The 15,869-nt window shown below is 34.4% G+C and carries 15 protein-coding genes; 3 read left to right on the top strand and 12 right to left on the bottom strand.

What is annotated here, in order from left to right; genetic code table 11:
* Nucleotides 1–93: 93 nt before the first annotated feature.
* The 3 genes from B5D30_RS08060 to B5D30_RS08070 all read right to left on the bottom strand — a co-directional run bounded on the left by B5D30_RS08060 (nucleotide 94) and on the right by B5D30_RS08070 (nucleotide 3,731).
* Nucleotides 94–1,485, bottom strand: coding sequence for an AAA family ATPase (locus tag B5D30_RS08060; protein ID WP_078807557.1), 1,392 nt, complete (start codon nucleotides 1,483–1,485; stop codon nucleotides 94–96).
* A gap of 93 nt (nucleotides 1,486–1,578) precedes the next feature.
* Nucleotides 1,579–3,084 (bottom strand): helix-turn-helix domain-containing protein, encoded by a 1,506-nt coding sequence (locus B5D30_RS08065; RefSeq protein WP_078807558.1) that lies wholly within the window; start codon nucleotides 3,082–3,084, stop codon nucleotides 1,579–1,581.
* Between the two features lie 359 nt (nucleotides 3,085–3,443).
* Complete coding sequence (locus B5D30_RS08070) at nucleotides 3,444–3,731, bottom strand: hypothetical protein (RefSeq protein ID WP_078807559.1); 288 nt, start codon at nucleotides 3,729–3,731, stop codon at nucleotides 3,444–3,446.
* Nucleotides 3,732–4,298: 567 nt separating this feature from the next.
* On the opposite strand from B5D30_RS08070, the gene B5D30_RS08075 reads away from it, so the two are divergent.
* Genes B5D30_RS08075 through B5D30_RS08085 form a run of 3 tightly spaced genes read left to right on the top strand, consistent with a single transcriptional unit; the run spans nucleotide 4,299 to nucleotide 6,118 of the window.
* Nucleotides 4,299–5,273 (top strand): EamA family transporter, encoded by a 975-nt coding sequence (locus B5D30_RS08075; RefSeq protein ID WP_078807560.1) that lies wholly within the window; start codon nucleotides 4,299–4,301, stop codon nucleotides 5,271–5,273.
* Nucleotides 5,274–5,311: 38 nt separating this feature from the next.
* Nucleotides 5,312–5,581: a chorismate mutase gene (locus tag B5D30_RS08080; RefSeq protein WP_078807561.1), complete on the top strand. Its 270-nt coding sequence runs from the start codon at nucleotides 5,312–5,314 to the stop codon at nucleotides 5,579–5,581.
* A gap of 15 nt (nucleotides 5,582–5,596) precedes the next feature.
* Nucleotides 5,597–6,118 carry a transcription repressor NadR gene (locus B5D30_RS08085; RefSeq protein WP_078807562.1) on the top strand — a complete coding sequence of 174 codons (522 nt, stop codon included), beginning with the start codon at nucleotides 5,597–5,599 and terminating at the stop codon, nucleotides 6,116–6,118.
* A gap of 102 nt (nucleotides 6,119–6,220) precedes the next feature.
* Here B5D30_RS08085 and B5D30_RS08090 read toward each other — a convergent pair whose 3' ends face one another.
* The 9 genes from B5D30_RS08090 to B5D30_RS08135 all read right to left on the bottom strand — a co-directional run bounded on the left by B5D30_RS08090 (nucleotide 6,221) and on the right by B5D30_RS08135 (nucleotide 15,821).
* Entirely contained in the window at nucleotides 6,221–6,571 is a 351-nt protein-coding gene (locus B5D30_RS08090) for a hypothetical protein (protein ID WP_078807563.1), read from the bottom strand.
* Nucleotides 6,571–7,341, bottom strand: coding sequence for a hypothetical protein (locus B5D30_RS08095; RefSeq protein WP_078807564.1), 771 nt, complete (start codon nucleotides 7,339–7,341; stop codon nucleotides 6,571–6,573). Before B5D30_RS08095 ends, B5D30_RS08090 begins: the two co-directional genes overlap by 1 nt.
* Before the next feature lie 373 nt (nucleotides 7,342–7,714).
* Complete coding sequence (gene ssb, locus B5D30_RS08100) at nucleotides 7,715–8,134, bottom strand: single-stranded DNA-binding protein (RefSeq protein WP_078807565.1); 420 nt, start codon at nucleotides 8,132–8,134, stop codon at nucleotides 7,715–7,717.
* 658 nt (nucleotides 8,135–8,792) lie between these two features.
* Nucleotides 8,793–10,190: an oligosaccharide flippase family protein gene (locus tag B5D30_RS08110; protein WP_078807567.1), complete on the bottom strand. Its 1,398-nt coding sequence runs from the start codon at nucleotides 10,188–10,190 to the stop codon at nucleotides 8,793–8,795.
* Between the two features lie 86 nt (nucleotides 10,191–10,276).
* The gene (locus B5D30_RS08115) at nucleotides 10,277–11,656 is read right to left on the bottom strand and encodes a DUF2142 domain-containing protein (protein WP_078807568.1); all 1,380 of its coding nucleotides are present in this window, start codon (nucleotides 11,654–11,656) and stop codon (nucleotides 10,277–10,279) included.
* Between the two features lie 53 nt (nucleotides 11,657–11,709).
* The gene (locus tag B5D30_RS08120) at nucleotides 11,710–12,708 is read right to left on the bottom strand and encodes a glycosyltransferase (RefSeq protein WP_078807569.1); all 999 of its coding nucleotides are present in this window, start codon (nucleotides 12,706–12,708) and stop codon (nucleotides 11,710–11,712) included.
* 25 nt (nucleotides 12,709–12,733) lie between these two features.
* A complete protein-coding gene (locus B5D30_RS08125; RefSeq protein ID WP_159443268.1) occupies nucleotides 12,734–13,846 on the bottom strand; it encodes a glycosyltransferase in 1,113 nt (370 codons plus the stop codon).
* On the bottom strand, nucleotides 13,839–14,846 hold the full coding sequence (locus tag B5D30_RS08130; RefSeq protein ID WP_078807571.1) for a hypothetical protein: 1,008 nt from the start codon (nucleotides 14,844–14,846) through the stop codon (nucleotides 13,839–13,841). The genes B5D30_RS08125 and B5D30_RS08130 overlap by 8 nt, the downstream gene beginning before the upstream one ends.
* Before the next feature lie 33 nt (nucleotides 14,847–14,879).
* On the bottom strand, nucleotides 14,880–15,821 hold the full coding sequence (locus B5D30_RS08135) for a glycosyltransferase (protein WP_078807572.1): 942 nt from the start codon (nucleotides 15,819–15,821) through the stop codon (nucleotides 14,880–14,882).
* Nucleotides 15,822–15,869 lie beyond the last annotated feature (48 nt).

Below are 15,869 nucleotides of genomic sequence, written 5' to 3' on the forward strand. Positions count from 1 at the left end.
CTGTTCGCAATGCCACCTGAAGCTCTGCTTCAGGCAAGTAAATGGCATGGCTCACTGCGACCAACTCCTGAACGCCCCTCGTAGCTTTTCTTTTTACATCGTTTGGAGTTCTATCAATGTGAGCTGTTGTTTTTTGCTATAATCAATTGCTTCTTTTGTAAATGATGTTTTTGAGAAGACGTAAAGAGTTTTTGTTTTTTCTGCAAATATACTCGAGCGTTTTACTAATGTTTCTAATACACTTTTAGAAACAAATTCATTCCGCCATTTACATTCAGCTAATAATATCTCTTCGTCCTCAAATCCAATGCCTACAATGTCAATTTCTTCTTGCTTTCGTTCGATAGGATTATTCCCCCACCATGAGCCGAAATTGCGATAAACCGTTGGTAAATTATTGTGTCGCATTTCTTTCCATAAATACTGTGTGGAAATTTCTTCAAAAACCGCCCCCATGAAATGCGGGAATTGCATTTCAATAGATGATGCAACAAAATCCGTAATCCCCAATTCAATCTGAGAAATATTCGGTGCGATAAATCGAAACCAAAATCGAAACATAGAATCTTTTATTGTATAAATTGTTTTTTTACTACGTTCTTCTCCGATAGGATATTTTTTTTCTACAATATCCAAATCCATTAAGTTTTCAAGATAACGGCTGAGATTGCTTGTTGGAATATTAACTTTTGTCGCAATCTCATTCAGCCGACTGCGACCTTCTGCGATAGCTGACAAGATAGAATTGTAACTACTCGGATCATCCAGTTCTTGCTTTAAAAGATTTTGCGGTTCTTCAAATAAAAGCGACGTTTTCTTCAAAAATGTTTCTCTAATATTGTTTATGGTAGAAATCTCTGGATTGATTTGTTCAAGGTATTGAGGAATCCCTCCTGTTATCCCATAGATTTCTGCTACTTTTTCTTTTTCCATTGTAGGAAAATAATCTTGGGTTTGATAAAAATCAAAAGGTCGCAATTTAATCTGCCCTGTTTTTCTACCGTATAATGGACTTTTGTACCCCAATACTTGGCGTTCCATAAAAGACATGGACGAACCGCACAAAATCAATTGAATATTCGCCTTGTCTTTCCAATGATGATCAATTTGATTTTGTAACAGCGAACGAATACTTTTAGATGCTTTTGCCAAATATGGAAACTCATCAATAATAAAAATGATTTTTTCTTTTTCAGCATACTCGGAAATAGCATTGAATATATCAGTATAGCTACGAAAAAGTTGTGCGGATTTTGGCAAATCTGGATAAAGCACACAACTCACCGCATTGGACAATCGTTCAATATTTAGTTCTTCTCGTTCTTCTAATGCTTGATAATAAATTGCTTTTTTATCTTGGATAAATTCTTTAATGAGCGTGGTTTTGCCAACACGCCGTCTGCCATAAATTGGAATAAACGAGAATTTATTTGCATGATATTGCTTATTTAAAAAATTCAAATCTTCGATTCTGCCAACAAACATAAACATCCACCTTTCTTTTTTTGCTATTACACATAATAGTATATCACGTAATAGTATTACACACAATAGTAATTAGATAGATGTAGTTATAATCTACAAAACCTCTTCCAACGCTTTTTTCTCAGCTAAATGAAACAAACAATCATACAAGCGATAATATTCATTCAAGCCGTATTCTAATTCCCACTGAAAACCTGCAATCTCTGGATGTTTGTTCAAAACGGCAGAACTTGTTGAAATCAGAAAATCTACGCCAGTTATTTTTTCAGCAGAATATTCTACTACCTCAAGACACCCAAAATTCTTTAGCCATGTGTTGAGCCTACGAAAACTCAACTGTTCAAGTTCACCGCAAACGGCAACGGTAATCTTTAGATTTGCCTCAATTTCTTGGAGAAGGTAACAGTGCAAAAGTGCCGACATTCTATTGACAAATACTTCTCTTGTGACTTCACGAGCAAAAACTCTCGACACCGATACTTTTTCTGTATAAAATTCATCCACTAACTTGACAATCGCTTTGTAGGCGGAATTTTTCGTATCTAAAGAAACGGACAAATCCTCAAGAAAAATGTAGTTTCCTTGGAAAAATTGGAAACACATAAACAACGCATTCATGTGCAGAAACAACGCTTGCTGTGTATCAACTGATACTTTTTTGAGATAGCCACCTCTCACAAGTGTCTCCAAAAACGTTTTGCTCAACTCAACAAGCCCCACTTCTCCTGCATGAAGCATAAAACTTCTCTCGACATTGTTTGAAAGCAAATTGAACTCTTTTCGTCTTATGCCAATGTAAAACGCACGGAAAAACCAATATTCCAATTCCTCTCTTGGCAAATTCTGAGTCGCTAAAAATTGATTGAATTGTTCTTTTTTCAGTTTGTGCATGACATTTTTCTCGAAAAATTCTCGCCAAATTTCATTGCTTGCAATCACATGATGATTTTGCAAACGATAAGAAGCAACCGCTTGAGCGTACAATAAACGTTCGTTCAGCACATATGAGTTTGGAAAATCAAACAAATGGAAAAGCTCTTGCTGTTGCCTTAAAAGTCGCTCTTGTTTTACTTCTTCAAACGGCCATTCATTGCCACGATAGACCAGCCAAAAGACATATGTGTAAAACAAACGAATGTTAACCTCATTCCCACAAATCGAAATCGGGTGGTATTGAACGGTCAAATGATACTTATCCAAAAAACGAATCAGCGGAGTCAACTTACGTGAAACCGTACTTCTAGCAAAACCATAATGCTCACAAAAGTCATCAATCGTCCAATTCACACCTAAAAGCGTATGATAAATAAATTGAAATGGAATGGAGTTTTCGCTTAATAGCAAACGATATTCGTCTATTTTTGGCAAACATTCACGAATGGTCATTTTTCCATTGCCAATAGAAAGGGCAACTTCCCCCTCATCATTCACTTCCTCCATAATTTCTTGCAATATTTTGGTGATTTGATGATAATTCAAAAAATGCTTTTCCATTAGCTCATCCAAACGATAAACACCCTTTTTTCTTATGGAAAGCGAGCGATAGACCTCTAATTTGATTTGGTCTGACGACATAAACAATAATTCATCTAAAATCATTTCCCTAATCCCCACATTCTTTGAGCGTTTGCTTTGTGTCCCCCGTTAACACAAACAAAACACCCTACTTCTTCTTTTTCTGCTCCTAAGCAGTTTCTATGTATAGTATATCACGATAATTGTTTTATCAAAATATTTTTTTGTTTTTTGAATAGGGCAATTTCCTCGAAATTTTGACAAAAAAAGCACTCTTCCGTTGTAATTGCCTATAAGAACAAACATTTCATTCAAGTTATTAATTATCACTTTTCTTAAAAATTAAGTAATTTGTCAACTTTACCTAACACAAAATGTCATTTATCATTTTTTTATTTATAAAAAAACTCGCCTCTCAAAAAAATTGAGAAAGCGAGTAAGTCTTATTGTTTGGTTTTTCCGAATAACAAATCCAGAACGCTTATGATAAGAAGGGCTGCAAGAAAACTAAAGTAAATGCTCGAATATTGCGTAATACCAAACCCTTCATTTGCACGGTAAAGGAAAACGATAATTGCCAAAATTGCCAAGCAGACAAGATTTAGCGGAATAAAAAACCACAAATTTCCATTTTCTTTTTTTGCGAGATAATACAAAAATGCACCCAATGAAAAAACAATCCACGCAAATCCCACCAATACAGCAAACCAATAAATAATAAAAGGTACCATTTAAATTCCTCCATTTTCTAATTAGCAAAATTGCTACTTTTATTCTATCATGAAAACGTCAGAAAATGAATTTTCTTCTCCTTTGAATTTCTTTAAATCCCTCAAATCACCATTGAATTTCTTGAAAAAATATGTATAATAGAGAGTGTAAACAGGTGCTGCTAACACCTTAGCGTTTACGGCTATCGTTTTTCGATTAGCTAGGTACAGTATTAGTGGATAAGCCCTTATTTACGGGGCTTTTTTGTTTCCACAATAAAAATCGTTAATGCCTTGACTAACTCAATAGCCAATACAAATTTTACGATTTCAAATAGTGTTTCCACTCAAGCACCACCTCTCAATACTTAGCAGTTAGCACCTCGCTTTTTTATTTCTCTTTTCCTTGCAAGGCCGAGGACTTACCTAACTTCTACTTGATTGCTGTTACTCTCTATTATTAATATACGCAATTTTTTCGTGATTTGGATAAAATTTTTCTCGCTACATTTTCCTTGAAAATAATAGATAAATTCCTTCGTTTATGCTATTTTTAATAAGGAAAATAAAAATACACAGGAGAATTTTATGAACGGAATCTTTCAATTTATTACAGAAAACCTATGGTTTATTTGCACGATTTTGACCATTTTCACGTGGGGTGCAGGAGAATTTTTTTACAAAGTCGGAAACGACTATGAAGATGATTATAGTAGTAGCCGAACGGTTGTAATGGTCGGATTGTTTTTTGGCTTATATGTGCTTGTCTACTATGTGATGATTCAACACTTTTCATACGATTGGTCGAGCTTTTTGACTTACTTGCCTGTTTCAGCTGCTTACATCATCTCTATGTGGCTTGGGTATATCGGTCTTCGCTATTTAGAGGTGTCAATTGTTGGTCCCGTTTCTAACGCAAGCGGTGCAGTTTCTGCACTATTTCTTGTCTTATTTGCAGGGCAAAAGATTTCTTGGCTGGCATGGGTGGCAATTATTCTTGTCACACTTGGGATTTTGATTATTTCTCGAGGAGAAGACAGCGAAATGAAAGAACGTGCGGAAAATGCAGAAAATGTTGAGGAAGAAAAACGTTATCGCATTGGAGCAATTGCAATTTTGTTTCCGATTGGCTATATGATTTTTGACTCGCTCGGCACATTTTTTGACGGAATTGTCCTTGATGCTCATGAGTTAACCATTTTTGGCAACACAATCCATTGGGCATTAGATGAGGACCAAGCACAGATGAGTTATATGTTGACATTTTTCTTCTTGGGACTCCTCGTTTTCTTGTGGCTAACTTTTGTCAAAAAGCAAAAATGGAGTTTCGGTGGCGAAAAAAGTCGAGCAACGGCTGCAATTTTGGAAACGATTGGGCAAGTATTTTATGTGTTTGCTATGACAGGTGCTAGTGTACTGGCTGCCCCGCTTATCGCAAGTTATGCCGTGTTTTCCGTTGTTTTAGGACATATTTTCCTAAAGGAACGCTTGAAACCTTTAGCATATGTCGCAGTCATTCTAGTGGTTATTGGTACAATTATCATTGGTGTTTACGATTATTAATTCACATTTCAAATGTGGTAGAATATGGAGGGGATAAAATGGAACTTCAACAAACGAGAAAAAAAATTGACGAAATTGATGCCGAGCTGATTGCCTTACTCGAGATGAGAATGAATCTTGTCGGTGAAGTGGTGAGATTTAAACAAGCAACAGGCAAAGCAATTCTTGATAAAACGAGAGAGGCTGAACAAACAAAGAGACTTAAATCGTTAATCAAAAACAAAGAGTATGAAGAAACCATTCTCCATACATTTGAAAGCATTTTGACCTATTCAAAGGAGTATCAAGCAGGCAAACTTAGCGAATAAAGGAAAGGTGATAGTATGCAAGCAGGTGAGGACAGACGAAAAAAAATTCTCTCAGAACTAACAAGCTCTATGCGACCAATTAACGCAACGAAATTAGCTGAAACTTATAATGTTTCACGCCAAATTATCGTAGGTGATATTGCTCTTTTGCGAGCAAGCGGAACGGACATTTATTCGACAAGTCGTGGCTATTTGCTCGAAAAAAATCGCCATAAAGTTGGCATTATCGAAACCATTGTCAGCTCACACACTCCTGAAGAAACTCGCAAGGAGTTAGAAATTATCGTAAACAATGGTGGCGAAATTCTTGATGTATCAGTTGAACATGTGCTTTATGGAACTCTTACAGGCAACCTTGAAATTAAAAATCATGAGGATATTCAAAATTTCTTCGATACAATGGAACGTGAACAAGCAAAATCTCTTTCGATATTAACCGATGGTATCCACTCGCATCGCATTTTTGCCAAAACAGACGAAGCACTTGCAAAAATTTTACTTGAATTAAAAAAAGAAGATTTACTTTATCATGAGTAAGAATGGGCACCTGTAAAAACTGGAATACCAATTTTACAGGTGCCTTTCATAACATTATAAAAAAGTTAAAATACTTTTAATAAGTCGCTTCACTTACAGCAATTATGCTTTGTGATTTTCCCTAAAGAAAAAACAAATCTTCATCCCTACAAGAGAAGGGATGATAAGCAAGATGAAATAAAACAATAATATCTGCCTCTCTGCTATTCTACTCCAATTAACTACTAATACCTCAATTGAAAATATAACAAAATGAAGAAAAAAGTATTTTAATTGAGCATATTTTCGAGGTTTATACAATAAAGAAGAAAGCACTGGCACAAGTGACGAAAAAGCAATAAGCGAGAAAACAATAACATCTTCTTTTGCCAAACTTTTGAAACTTACTAGTGCCGCAACCAATTGTATCGCAAAATAGTAAATCATTAATTTTTTTTGTTTATCAAACTTCATTATCCAACCTCAATATAACCATTATTTCGTTTCCTATCTATAGAATCTATCCAACGTGCAATAAGTAATCCTGGGTTTAATGCTTTCGCAATAGTATCAATCAATCTAGCAATTCCTGTAATTAATCCCCCAGATATTCCTAAGGCGAGCAACTTATTTTTTATTTTTCCAAGAAGATTATCTTTGATCCACTTGCTAACAACTTTTAATCCTTTCTTTTTCACTGCTGTTACAATTGATGTCCCAGCTCCACCAGTAAACATAAAGACCAGTCCTCCTATGAGTATGTTTATACACGCAGCAAGCGTATTCACCGACATCAAGCGAAACCATCTTGCTTGTATAGGTGATTTTTTCCCACTCCCCATAGTAAACAATAATCTTTTTATATTGTCACCCTCATTTTGTAACTCCTTTTTAGTAACAAAGAGTTTTCCTGTCCTTTTTAAACTTTTTTCCGCCTCTTCTACAACCAATTGATGAAAGAACTTTTTTTCCTTCGCATTCATCTTCTTTTCATCAAAATTAGTCTGTTCTAGATTAACCCCTTTATACTCTGAAAAACTTCCTTCTTTTTTTAAGTATTGAGAGGTTTCTTCTTGAAAACCGAATGTTTGAAGTGCTTGCTCAATTTTCTTATCTACCGATTGCTTTGAGCTTATTTCGATTTCTTTTGCGTTAACAACGGAAAATGCAGTTGGAACCGTTAGTGCACACATATTAGCAACTACTATCATACCAGCTATCATTTTTTTCTTCAAATTTTTCATAACTAATTTCCTCCTAGTTTTTATGAGCTTTTTAAGGGCACCTCTAAAAACTCCGCTTAAGACTAAATTAGCTAGTTTTTCGATTATCGAGGAAATCGACGAAAGCTATGTGGTTCATAGGTTGAGGAGATTGACAAAGAAAATCGGAAAACTAGTAATTTAGGATAAGTGCGAGTTTTTAGAGGTGCCCTTAACATAACAACTTCTAATTCCTGTTTACGTTCTCGCTTTCGCTCACGCATACAGCACAATTAAGTTGCTTTAGCACCTTAATTGTGCTACTATACCTCGAGTATTTTTGATGAAAAAACGTGCAAGTTTAGCCAAAATAGATCAAAAATAAAAATCGTAAACAGATTCTACATCTGCTTTGTTAAAATGGTAAATCATCCTCTATCACATCCATTGGTACACTGGCATCTTTAACCACTGAAACGTGGCTATTTCCTTGTTTTTCCATACGTCGTTGCACCACATCTTTTGGCTCAATAAATTGAAATTCCGAGCAATTTACATCTGTAAAATATCGTGTAACACCATTTTTTACAGACTTCGTTGTCCGAATTTCCCCAAGTACGCCAACAAGTGTACCTTTGCACATATATTGCACAAAATTCTCCGCTCGCCTCCCCCAAAGTACGCAATTAATAAAGTCTGTCGGTGTATTCCCCTTATCATCCTTGTACTTTCTAGACACTGCAAGCGTAAATCGACTCATAGACGTTCCGTTTGTCAACACACTAATCTCTGGATTTCTAACTAAACGTCCTACTAAAAATACATTGTTTAACATAATATTCCTCCTCGTCTGCTGTCTTTCATTTTTTCCATGTAGCCTAAAAAACTTTTATGGATTTGTTTTTAGGTAACCTAAAATAAAATCCGTCTATTTTACCTCCTTCTGGTTTTAATATACGCAAAAATATTTTTTTGTACGAAAAAAGCCCGAGAAATTTCGAAACCGCTGAAAATCTCCGATTTTAGATTAATAGCTAAAACTTGAAACACCCAAACCACCCTACACCCCTTGCTACACCAACATTAACCAAAGAAAAACTCACTCAATTAACGGCGAAAATACGCTTTGATAATTTTTTGGAAGTTGATTGAACGTCACTAAAAAAGAGAGGTCAGACAATTCATAGTTCATCAAATAAAACAATGCTCCATGTGTTAATTTTTCAGAAAAAATACTTTCTACCAAGGTAGACAAACAAGGTGGGACAAGGAGAGACGTGAGGGGTTGTGGTACAACAAGCAAAACCAAATGCCTGGAGTCGATTCGAATCGACTTCGTAAAAAAATAAAAACACATAACCACCTAAAGAGGCTGGGACAAAACTAGCAAAAATAGAAAAATCGCAAAAATTTCATTTTCTCAAATGCTGATTTCCTGCGATTTTTCTATTTTTACATTTAGGCTAAAATTTGAATTTTGTCCCAGCCTCTTTCTACTTATTAAAAACTTGAATAGACTCTTTGATTTCATCTTTCTTTACCAAAATATAGACAATGAGCATTACAATATATGTTGGCAATGAAATATACGGCGGAAAGAACCACGTTACTCCGATAAAGCCAGCTACCATGACGGTTTCAATTATTAGCTCTCCTGCTACATTGATTTCCAATTTTTGTTTCATGTAAATCTCTGAAAACGTACTTCTAAAGGCAAATACAAGGATAATTGAAAAAATTGTCATAGTTAAATTATGAAACACGGAGACACTAACAATTGTCAAGAACACACTACATACCAATGTTGCTATATTGACAATAAGTAGTTGTTTTTCCATTCTCAATGTTTTCATAAATGTATTTGATAAAAGTGAAAATTTACCTTGATAAATAACCATTGGAAACATCACAGACATATAAACCAATGCCTCTTTAAATTTTGGTAACCACTTAGGGATAATGTAATCAATCGGAAAATAAACTAATGTTCCGACAAGTAGCGTAATCATCAATATATGACGTATGCTTGAATAAATTGTAGTCATATTCTTTACATCTATTCTTCTTAACATCGGGAAAAGTACCACACCTATTGCTCCAACAAAAATCATGAGTAGATTAGAAATTCCTAAGGTCAATGAAATTTTTCCAAAAGTTTCAACGTTCCACCCTCGCTCAATTCCCATACGGATAATCCCAAGAACAAGCATTCCTGAAAAATTCGAGAGTACTAGTTTTATTCCAACTTGAATATTCTCTTTTACCTCTTCAAAAGAAAAGTCAAGAGAAAAATGTTTTAAAAAAAGGATTTCCTTACATTGTAGCATAGCATAGACTGTCGAAATTGCGACTCCTATTAGATAACTTCCAACAAAAAATTCATAATTTCTGAAACCTAATGCCAAAGACAAAAGTACCCCACAAGCATAGATAAATGGATTTAGAAAGTTAGAAATCGCATATTCTTTAATTCGATTCGTTGCTTGTAAAATGTACCAGAAAAATGTTTGCATATTTTGGATAACCACTGCAATTGCTAGCGAACAAAGAAGAAAGCGTGAACTTTCAAAGCTAGGAAATAGTGAAATTAGCACCATCACTACTGCAAAGAATATCATCATCAATGAAAACAGGATAAATTGTTGATGGAACTTTTTCTTATCTAATTTTTCATACTCAGCCCCGCCATATCGCAAATAAATACCATCTAGCCAGCCAAAATGAGCAATCCCAACATATGCTACGTAGAGCAAAAAAATCTGAAAAAGTCCATATTCTCTTGTATCTACCACTTTCGGAATGATAATAACAAGCAAGGTAGAAATAACTAACTGTACTAAGTTAGAAACAATCGTATAAGAAAAATTTTTTAACAACGCTATAATTTTCAAGTTTTTCACTCTTTCTTTTATATGGCTTCTGGGAAAACTCCGTTTCCCACATTATTTTTAGAAATCTCCATATTTAAACTTCTACTTTATTGATACGGATACACTACATTTGCCAATACTACCCAAATAGTTGAAATAATTGCAAAGACAAATAAGAAACTATACAACATCTTTTCACTTATCTTATTATCTCCTTTCTTCATAAACGCACCAAAAGGTGCAAACGACAATAGAAAAGGAATAAAGTATCTTCCTTGCACGCCAGAAATATAAAGTGACCTATGTGCAACAGAAGAATTGTAATACTTATACATCCATAGTATTCCTAAAAAATTAACGAAATACAAAGCCAATGAACTAAATGTAAATGCTTTACTTGATTTTTTATCTGAAAATTCTCCATTAAATATAATGAAAACAAAAAACGCAAACCAAAGATAGGCTACTGCCGTTGGTGGACGTTGCAAAACGGTTCCTGCAAATACTTCTTGCACGATATAGCCTGGTGAGTTGGATCTTAAAAATGTTTTGACTACTTGCCAAGCAAAATAAAAGATCGTCGAACGCATTAAGAAAATAACTGCAATAACTGCCAATGGAAAAAGTAAAATCATCGTTCTTTTGAACGCTTTTTTCTGGAATAACTCTCCAATATCCTCGCATAATTTCGCCACTTTTTCTCCAAATATCAGCGGAGGTAAAAACAATATCAATGCTAGTAATAATAAAAGATTGGTTTTCGCACCAAAAAATACCAAAAGTACGTTTACTATCAATAATAAAAATTTATTCCAACTTATTTTTTCTTTTTGAACACTTAAATTAATGAGTTGCCCAAGAAAAATCGCTGCTACAAGAACAGTTGTCCCATCATAATTCAAAGAAACAATACTTCCCATTGTTGCAGGAGAGAGAATGGTAAACATAAAAATTGTTTTTCCATATTGTAATTTCCTTATTACAAAATAAAGAATGAGTAAAATGACAAATGCCGTAAATAATTTGGCACTTACGACCATAACTCCAATAGACGGATAAATCATATAACCTATTCTCATGCCAATAGCCGGCAATAAATGCCCTATTTTTTGGAAAGGTGCTTGTTTTTTGATACGCACATCTTTTACGTATTCTTTTTCCACTCTTTTCGCTTTGGTCAAGAACATATCAGAAAAATAGGTTTTCTCTTTTAAAGATGAAAATCTCTTACTTGAGTTCAATCTATCTGTGGTACCATACAACTCTTGAGATAAATATTCTCTGTTAACTACAATATTCCCCATATATGCCTCGCTGTCAAAGTGATACATATCATCTGGTCCATTCAAAACAGGGGTAAAGACAGCATGAATCAATGCACAGAACATCGCCACCCATAAAAAAATTTTTTCATAGAATGTTTTTTGATGTTTTAACTTTTCTTCTTTTTTCTTTTTTTCTATGCTATTCGACAATATTCTGAACATATTTTTCCCACCTTTTTCTCTACTTTAGAAATAGAAGTGAATTTATGCTACTTCTATACTTTCTTACCTCTTATTTTATAATACATTTTCAAAGGAAATTCAAAACAAAACGCCATTGAACGTATCCAATAAACATTTCTTTCATAATCTTTTTTATGAAAAAGAATCGAAAAAATCTTTTTCTTCTCTAGTCGAGACTGATTGTTCTCAGCCTTCTTCTCTAATTTCGCTATCAGTATTCTCTTTTCTTGAAGTTTTGCAATTTCCAATTCTTGTCTCAATACTTTATCTAAGCATTTCATCAGATCAGCACGTGTTTGAAAATGTTCAATTACTTTCACTTTATTGTGCTTCATTGCATTGCTTTGAACTAGGCTTTCTTTTATTTCTTTTCTAAATGTACTCTCCCCATGTTTTCTCCAAGCACCTAAATTCTCTGGTAAGATAAATGCTCCGTCAAACAGGAGTGCTCCAAACCATGCAACTTGGTCGTGAGGTATAGTTTCATCATTTTCCCATGTACGAACAATCGTTGGAATGAACGTTCTCTTCAACGCAAGTGTCCAACCAACACGCACTTTGATGAAGTTTTTTTCGCAACAAAGAGCAAATTTTACATTTCCTTTGTCTACCAAATGATGAATCCGACTTGGTTCAGGCGTCCCACCCTCTTCAAAAAATTCTTCGTAATCATGCGAAAGCACCAAAACTTCATTGTTTTCTTCAAAAACTCTTGCCATCTTCTCTATTTTTTTTTCATACCAAATATCGTCTTGATCAGATAAGAAAACAATCTCTCCAGTAGCTTTCTCCATTAGATGAATGAAGTTTTTACGCCACCCCAAATTCTTTTTATTCTTCAAATATTTCCAGTGTTCTAGTTTGTGTTCTTTGATAAAGTTTTGCACAATATTTTCTGTATTGTCTGTTGAACCGTCATCTTGAATAATGACTTCATCTGGTTGAAGTGTTTGCTGATATATAGAAGTAAGCTGTTCTAAAATATACTTCTCTCCATTATATGTTGCCATTACAACTGAAATTTTTTTCAACTTTTTTCTCCTATTCCTACAAGTCTTATTTAATCCCCAATACCTTTGCTAGTTGACTTGCAGACCACAAAATATTTCTTTCTGTCACAAGATAGTGCGACATTGCTGAAACTTTTTCTCTCGCAATTTCTCCATTTCGCACTTGACAAATGGCTGAAGTCAATTCTTCCACGTCATCAAACTGGACAATAAGCCCATTTTCGTTTTGTCTTACTACATCAAAAGCTGCTCCCACTTCATCCGTCGTTACAATTGGAATCCCTGCAACTGCAGCTTCTACTAATGCTAGTGAGAACGGCTCTTTCCCCGGATGAATGTAGGCATTAGCAATCGCATAAAGTGAATGAAGATCTTTTAATGGTACACTTGGCAAATATACAATATTTGAATTTTCTTCTTTTGCCTCCGTTACAAAATGTCTATCCGGTCCATCTCCTACAATTAGAAAGGAAGAATGTTTTTCTTGTTTAGCTATTGCATTAAGCAAATTACGAATCTTGCGAGATGGAATTAATTTTCCTACAAATAAAAACAAATAATCTTCTTGAGGAATATTGTATTTTTCTCTCAACTCTTGCTCTTTTTCTTTTTCAGATTTGATAATTTGATACATCTCTTCTGTATCATTTGTATATACACCTTTGAAAATTTTAGACTTTACAATTCCTTCACGAATTAAGAAATTTTTACTCATATTACCTGGAACAAAAACCGTTGTCGCATATTTTAAAATGAATAACGCAAGTCGTTTTGATTTCCCATTAATTTCTACTGAGTCAAGCATAACAGAAAACCTTTTTCTAAACAAAATACAAAAGAAAGCAATTAGCAAACTTGTTGCTGGAAACCAACCACTAATTAAAATAGAACTGTATTTTCCTCTTAACACATATTTTAATATCTCAAAATCCAATGTACCAAACGGTGTATTAAGTGGTTCTTTTTCTCTTTTATTTTTAAATTTAAGTGGCGTTGTATAATTCCATTCTGGGTGCATACTTTTTGCCTGTGTATTAATTAAAAAACAATCTACTTGAACTTGTGGATTTTCTTCTATAAATTTTTTTATTGTATTATCTCTGTACGGTGCTGCTGTTTGCACGATAATTGCTACTTTTTCTTTCGCCAGTTTACTCATATTCCCTCCTATTTTTTTCATCTAACAAGATAGAAATCACTCGATTTGCTCCACAACCGTCAATTAAATTTAAGAGTTGTTTTGTAAATTTTTTTCTATATCCTTCTTCTCTAACTAAACCAAACAACTGTGCTATCCTTTCAAGGTCCAGTTTATTTCTAGCATCATAAACCAAAAGTTCAGGAAAATATTGTTTTAAACTGAGTTTATTATTTTCTTGATTGTCTGCTACTTGAATGGGTAAAAAGGGAACACCTAGAGACAATAATTCAAAAATAGTCTGTCCCATTGCAGTAATTGCAAAATCAACAGAATCCATGAGTGTTGACAATTCTCTTGCTTGTAGTTCATAATAATATCGAATATTTTCTTTTTCAATCTCTTGGATAGATTGTTGATTCCCAATTACCACATGAAATATAATTTCTGGATATTTGGTCGACAAGTGTTGAACAACGCTTTCTCTTACCCCCAACGCATCTGTTCCACCAAACAAAATGAGAACCCTTTGAATTGTTGTTAAAAAACGATTTCTTTCTTCCGAACGGAACTCTGCTCTTGTGATGACATATTGTTCTCCTTTTAGGACAATAGAGTCGTCACCTGATAGTTGATAGCCTGTTTCTCCTAACAGAAGAGGATTCAAAAGAATCCCATTAGGATAATTCAAGCGCTTGAAATCATCTATAAATACACAACGCTTAGCATTCTGTGAAACAAAGTCATAAATCTCCTTGTCCGCCAGGTAAGAGTCAATGATACAATAGCAATTTTTTAAGTAAATCTCTGAAAGACAAGTTTCTTCTTGCCAATGACAATATTCAATTTCTCGATTTTCAAAAAACATCTCGTTATGCACATGCCCTTCAAGCATAATTTTACAATTGGCTCCTAGGAATTTTGCCGCATCATAAAGTGCAAAACATCTTGTCAAATGTCCATAGCCTATTTGGTCACTTGCCTCTGTAAAAATGTAAATCGTCTTTTTCCCCTGCGACATCTTCACTCCTCCAACTACGTAAAGTATCTTTAACTACTTTTTGAACGCAAAAACAATGTCTCTCATCATGCCTGTAAAACCAAAATAATATCGTCTATCCACTACTAGCTGTTTTAAAATTGGCAATAGTTTCTTCTCTTTTGCATTTTTGTACCTTCTTTGATAAAACGATTTTATATCTTGTACTTTTGTCACATCATTACGATTTAAATCACTTAAGACATTTTCTACAACATCAAAAAAGTCTATATACATACGTAATTCTTGCAAATTCCTTTCATTTGATGATCTCATTGAGAAATAATCATGCCCACTTGCATTATTTTCATGGCGGATATGTTTGCCCACTGACTCATTTAAGTTGTATCCCGTTTCCAATATACCACTTATACTCGTAAAAAGATTGTCATGAGAGAGAAAATAATTTTCTTTCCAATGTTTTGAAACTAACGCTACTAAACTTCTTCTCATACAAAACGTCCATCCATGGCGATGATTAACATAGTTGTATTCTCTAGGGTATTTGGAAATCCTCTCCGAACGGTCAAGCTCTCTTGGATATTTGTAATTTTCCACGTTAACGTCATAATCACCACTCAGTACTTGCATACTCTCATTTGATGCCATAACTTCCAACTGACGGTTCATTTTAAAGGCATACCATTCATCATCTTGATCTGAAAAGAAGAAATAATTAGCATCTGTTGCTAAGCCATCCATTAAGAGCTGGCGGAAATTGAAACGCCAACCAAGATTTTTTTCATTTCTTCTGATTGTCCAACCAGATAACTGGTGTGTTTGGATATATTCCTCCACCATTTCAACAGTTCCATCTGTTGAACCGTCATCACGCATCACCACATAGTTTGGCGTCACTTCTTGATTGCGAATACTCTCTAGCTGAGCAATAATTCCTTTTGAACCGTTGTACGTTGCCATCATGACAACCGTTTTATTTTTTATTTCGTCTTTCATCTTTTATCTCCTTTGTCTGACTTTAAAGGGCGGGAGTTGAGCAACTAC

This window comes from Pilibacter termitis, assembly GCF_900167335.1.
GTDB classification, from domain to species: Bacteria; Bacillota; Bacilli; order Lactobacillales; family Streptococcaceae; genus Pilibacter; species Pilibacter termitis.

Bases quoted from the DNA above. Each gene is read 5' to 3' on its own strand.
- B5D30_RS08125 (WP_159443268.1), bottom strand. From the start codon at position 13,846: ATGAGTAAACTGGCGAAAGAAAAAGTAGCAATTATCGTGCAAACAGCA.
- B5D30_RS08095 (WP_078807564.1), bottom strand. From the start codon at position 7,341: ATGAAAAATTTGAAGAAAAAAATGATAGCTGGTATGATAGTAGTTGCT.
- B5D30_RS08090 (WP_078807563.1), bottom strand. From the start codon at position 6,571: ATGAAGTTTGATAAACAAAAAAAATTAATGATTTACTATTTTGCGATA.
- B5D30_RS08065 (WP_078807558.1), bottom strand. From the start codon at position 3,084: ATGATTTTAGATGAATTATTGTTTATGTCGTCAGACCAAATCAAATTA.
- B5D30_RS08070 (WP_078807559.1), bottom strand. From the start codon at position 3,731: ATGGTACCTTTTATTATTTATTGGTTTGCTGTATTGGTGGGATTTGCG.
- B5D30_RS08130 (WP_078807571.1), bottom strand. From the start codon at position 14,846: ATGTCGCAGGGGAAAAAGACGATTTACATTTTTACAGAGGCAAGTGAC.
- B5D30_RS08060 (WP_078807557.1), bottom strand. From the start codon at position 1,485: ATGTTTGTTGGCAGAATCGAAGATTTGAATTTTTTAAATAAGCAATAT.
- B5D30_RS08075 (WP_078807560.1), top strand. From the start codon at position 4,299: ATGAACGGAATCTTTCAATTTATTACAGAAAACCTATGGTTTATTTGC.
- B5D30_RS08085 (WP_078807562.1), top strand. From the start codon at position 5,597: ATGCAAGCAGGTGAGGACAGACGAAAAAAAATTCTCTCAGAACTAACA.
- B5D30_RS08135 (WP_078807572.1), bottom strand. From the start codon at position 15,821: ATGAAAGACGAAATAAAAAATAAAACGGTTGTCATGATGGCAACGTAC.
- B5D30_RS08080 (WP_078807561.1), top strand. From the start codon at position 5,312: ATGGAACTTCAACAAACGAGAAAAAAAATTGACGAAATTGATGCCGAG.
- ssb (WP_078807565.1), bottom strand. From the start codon at position 8,134: ATGTTAAACAATGTATTTTTAGTAGGACGTTTAGTTAGAAATCCAGAG.
- B5D30_RS08115 (WP_078807568.1), bottom strand. From the start codon at position 11,656: ATGTTCAGAATATTGTCGAATAGCATAGAAAAAAAGAAAAAAGAAGAA.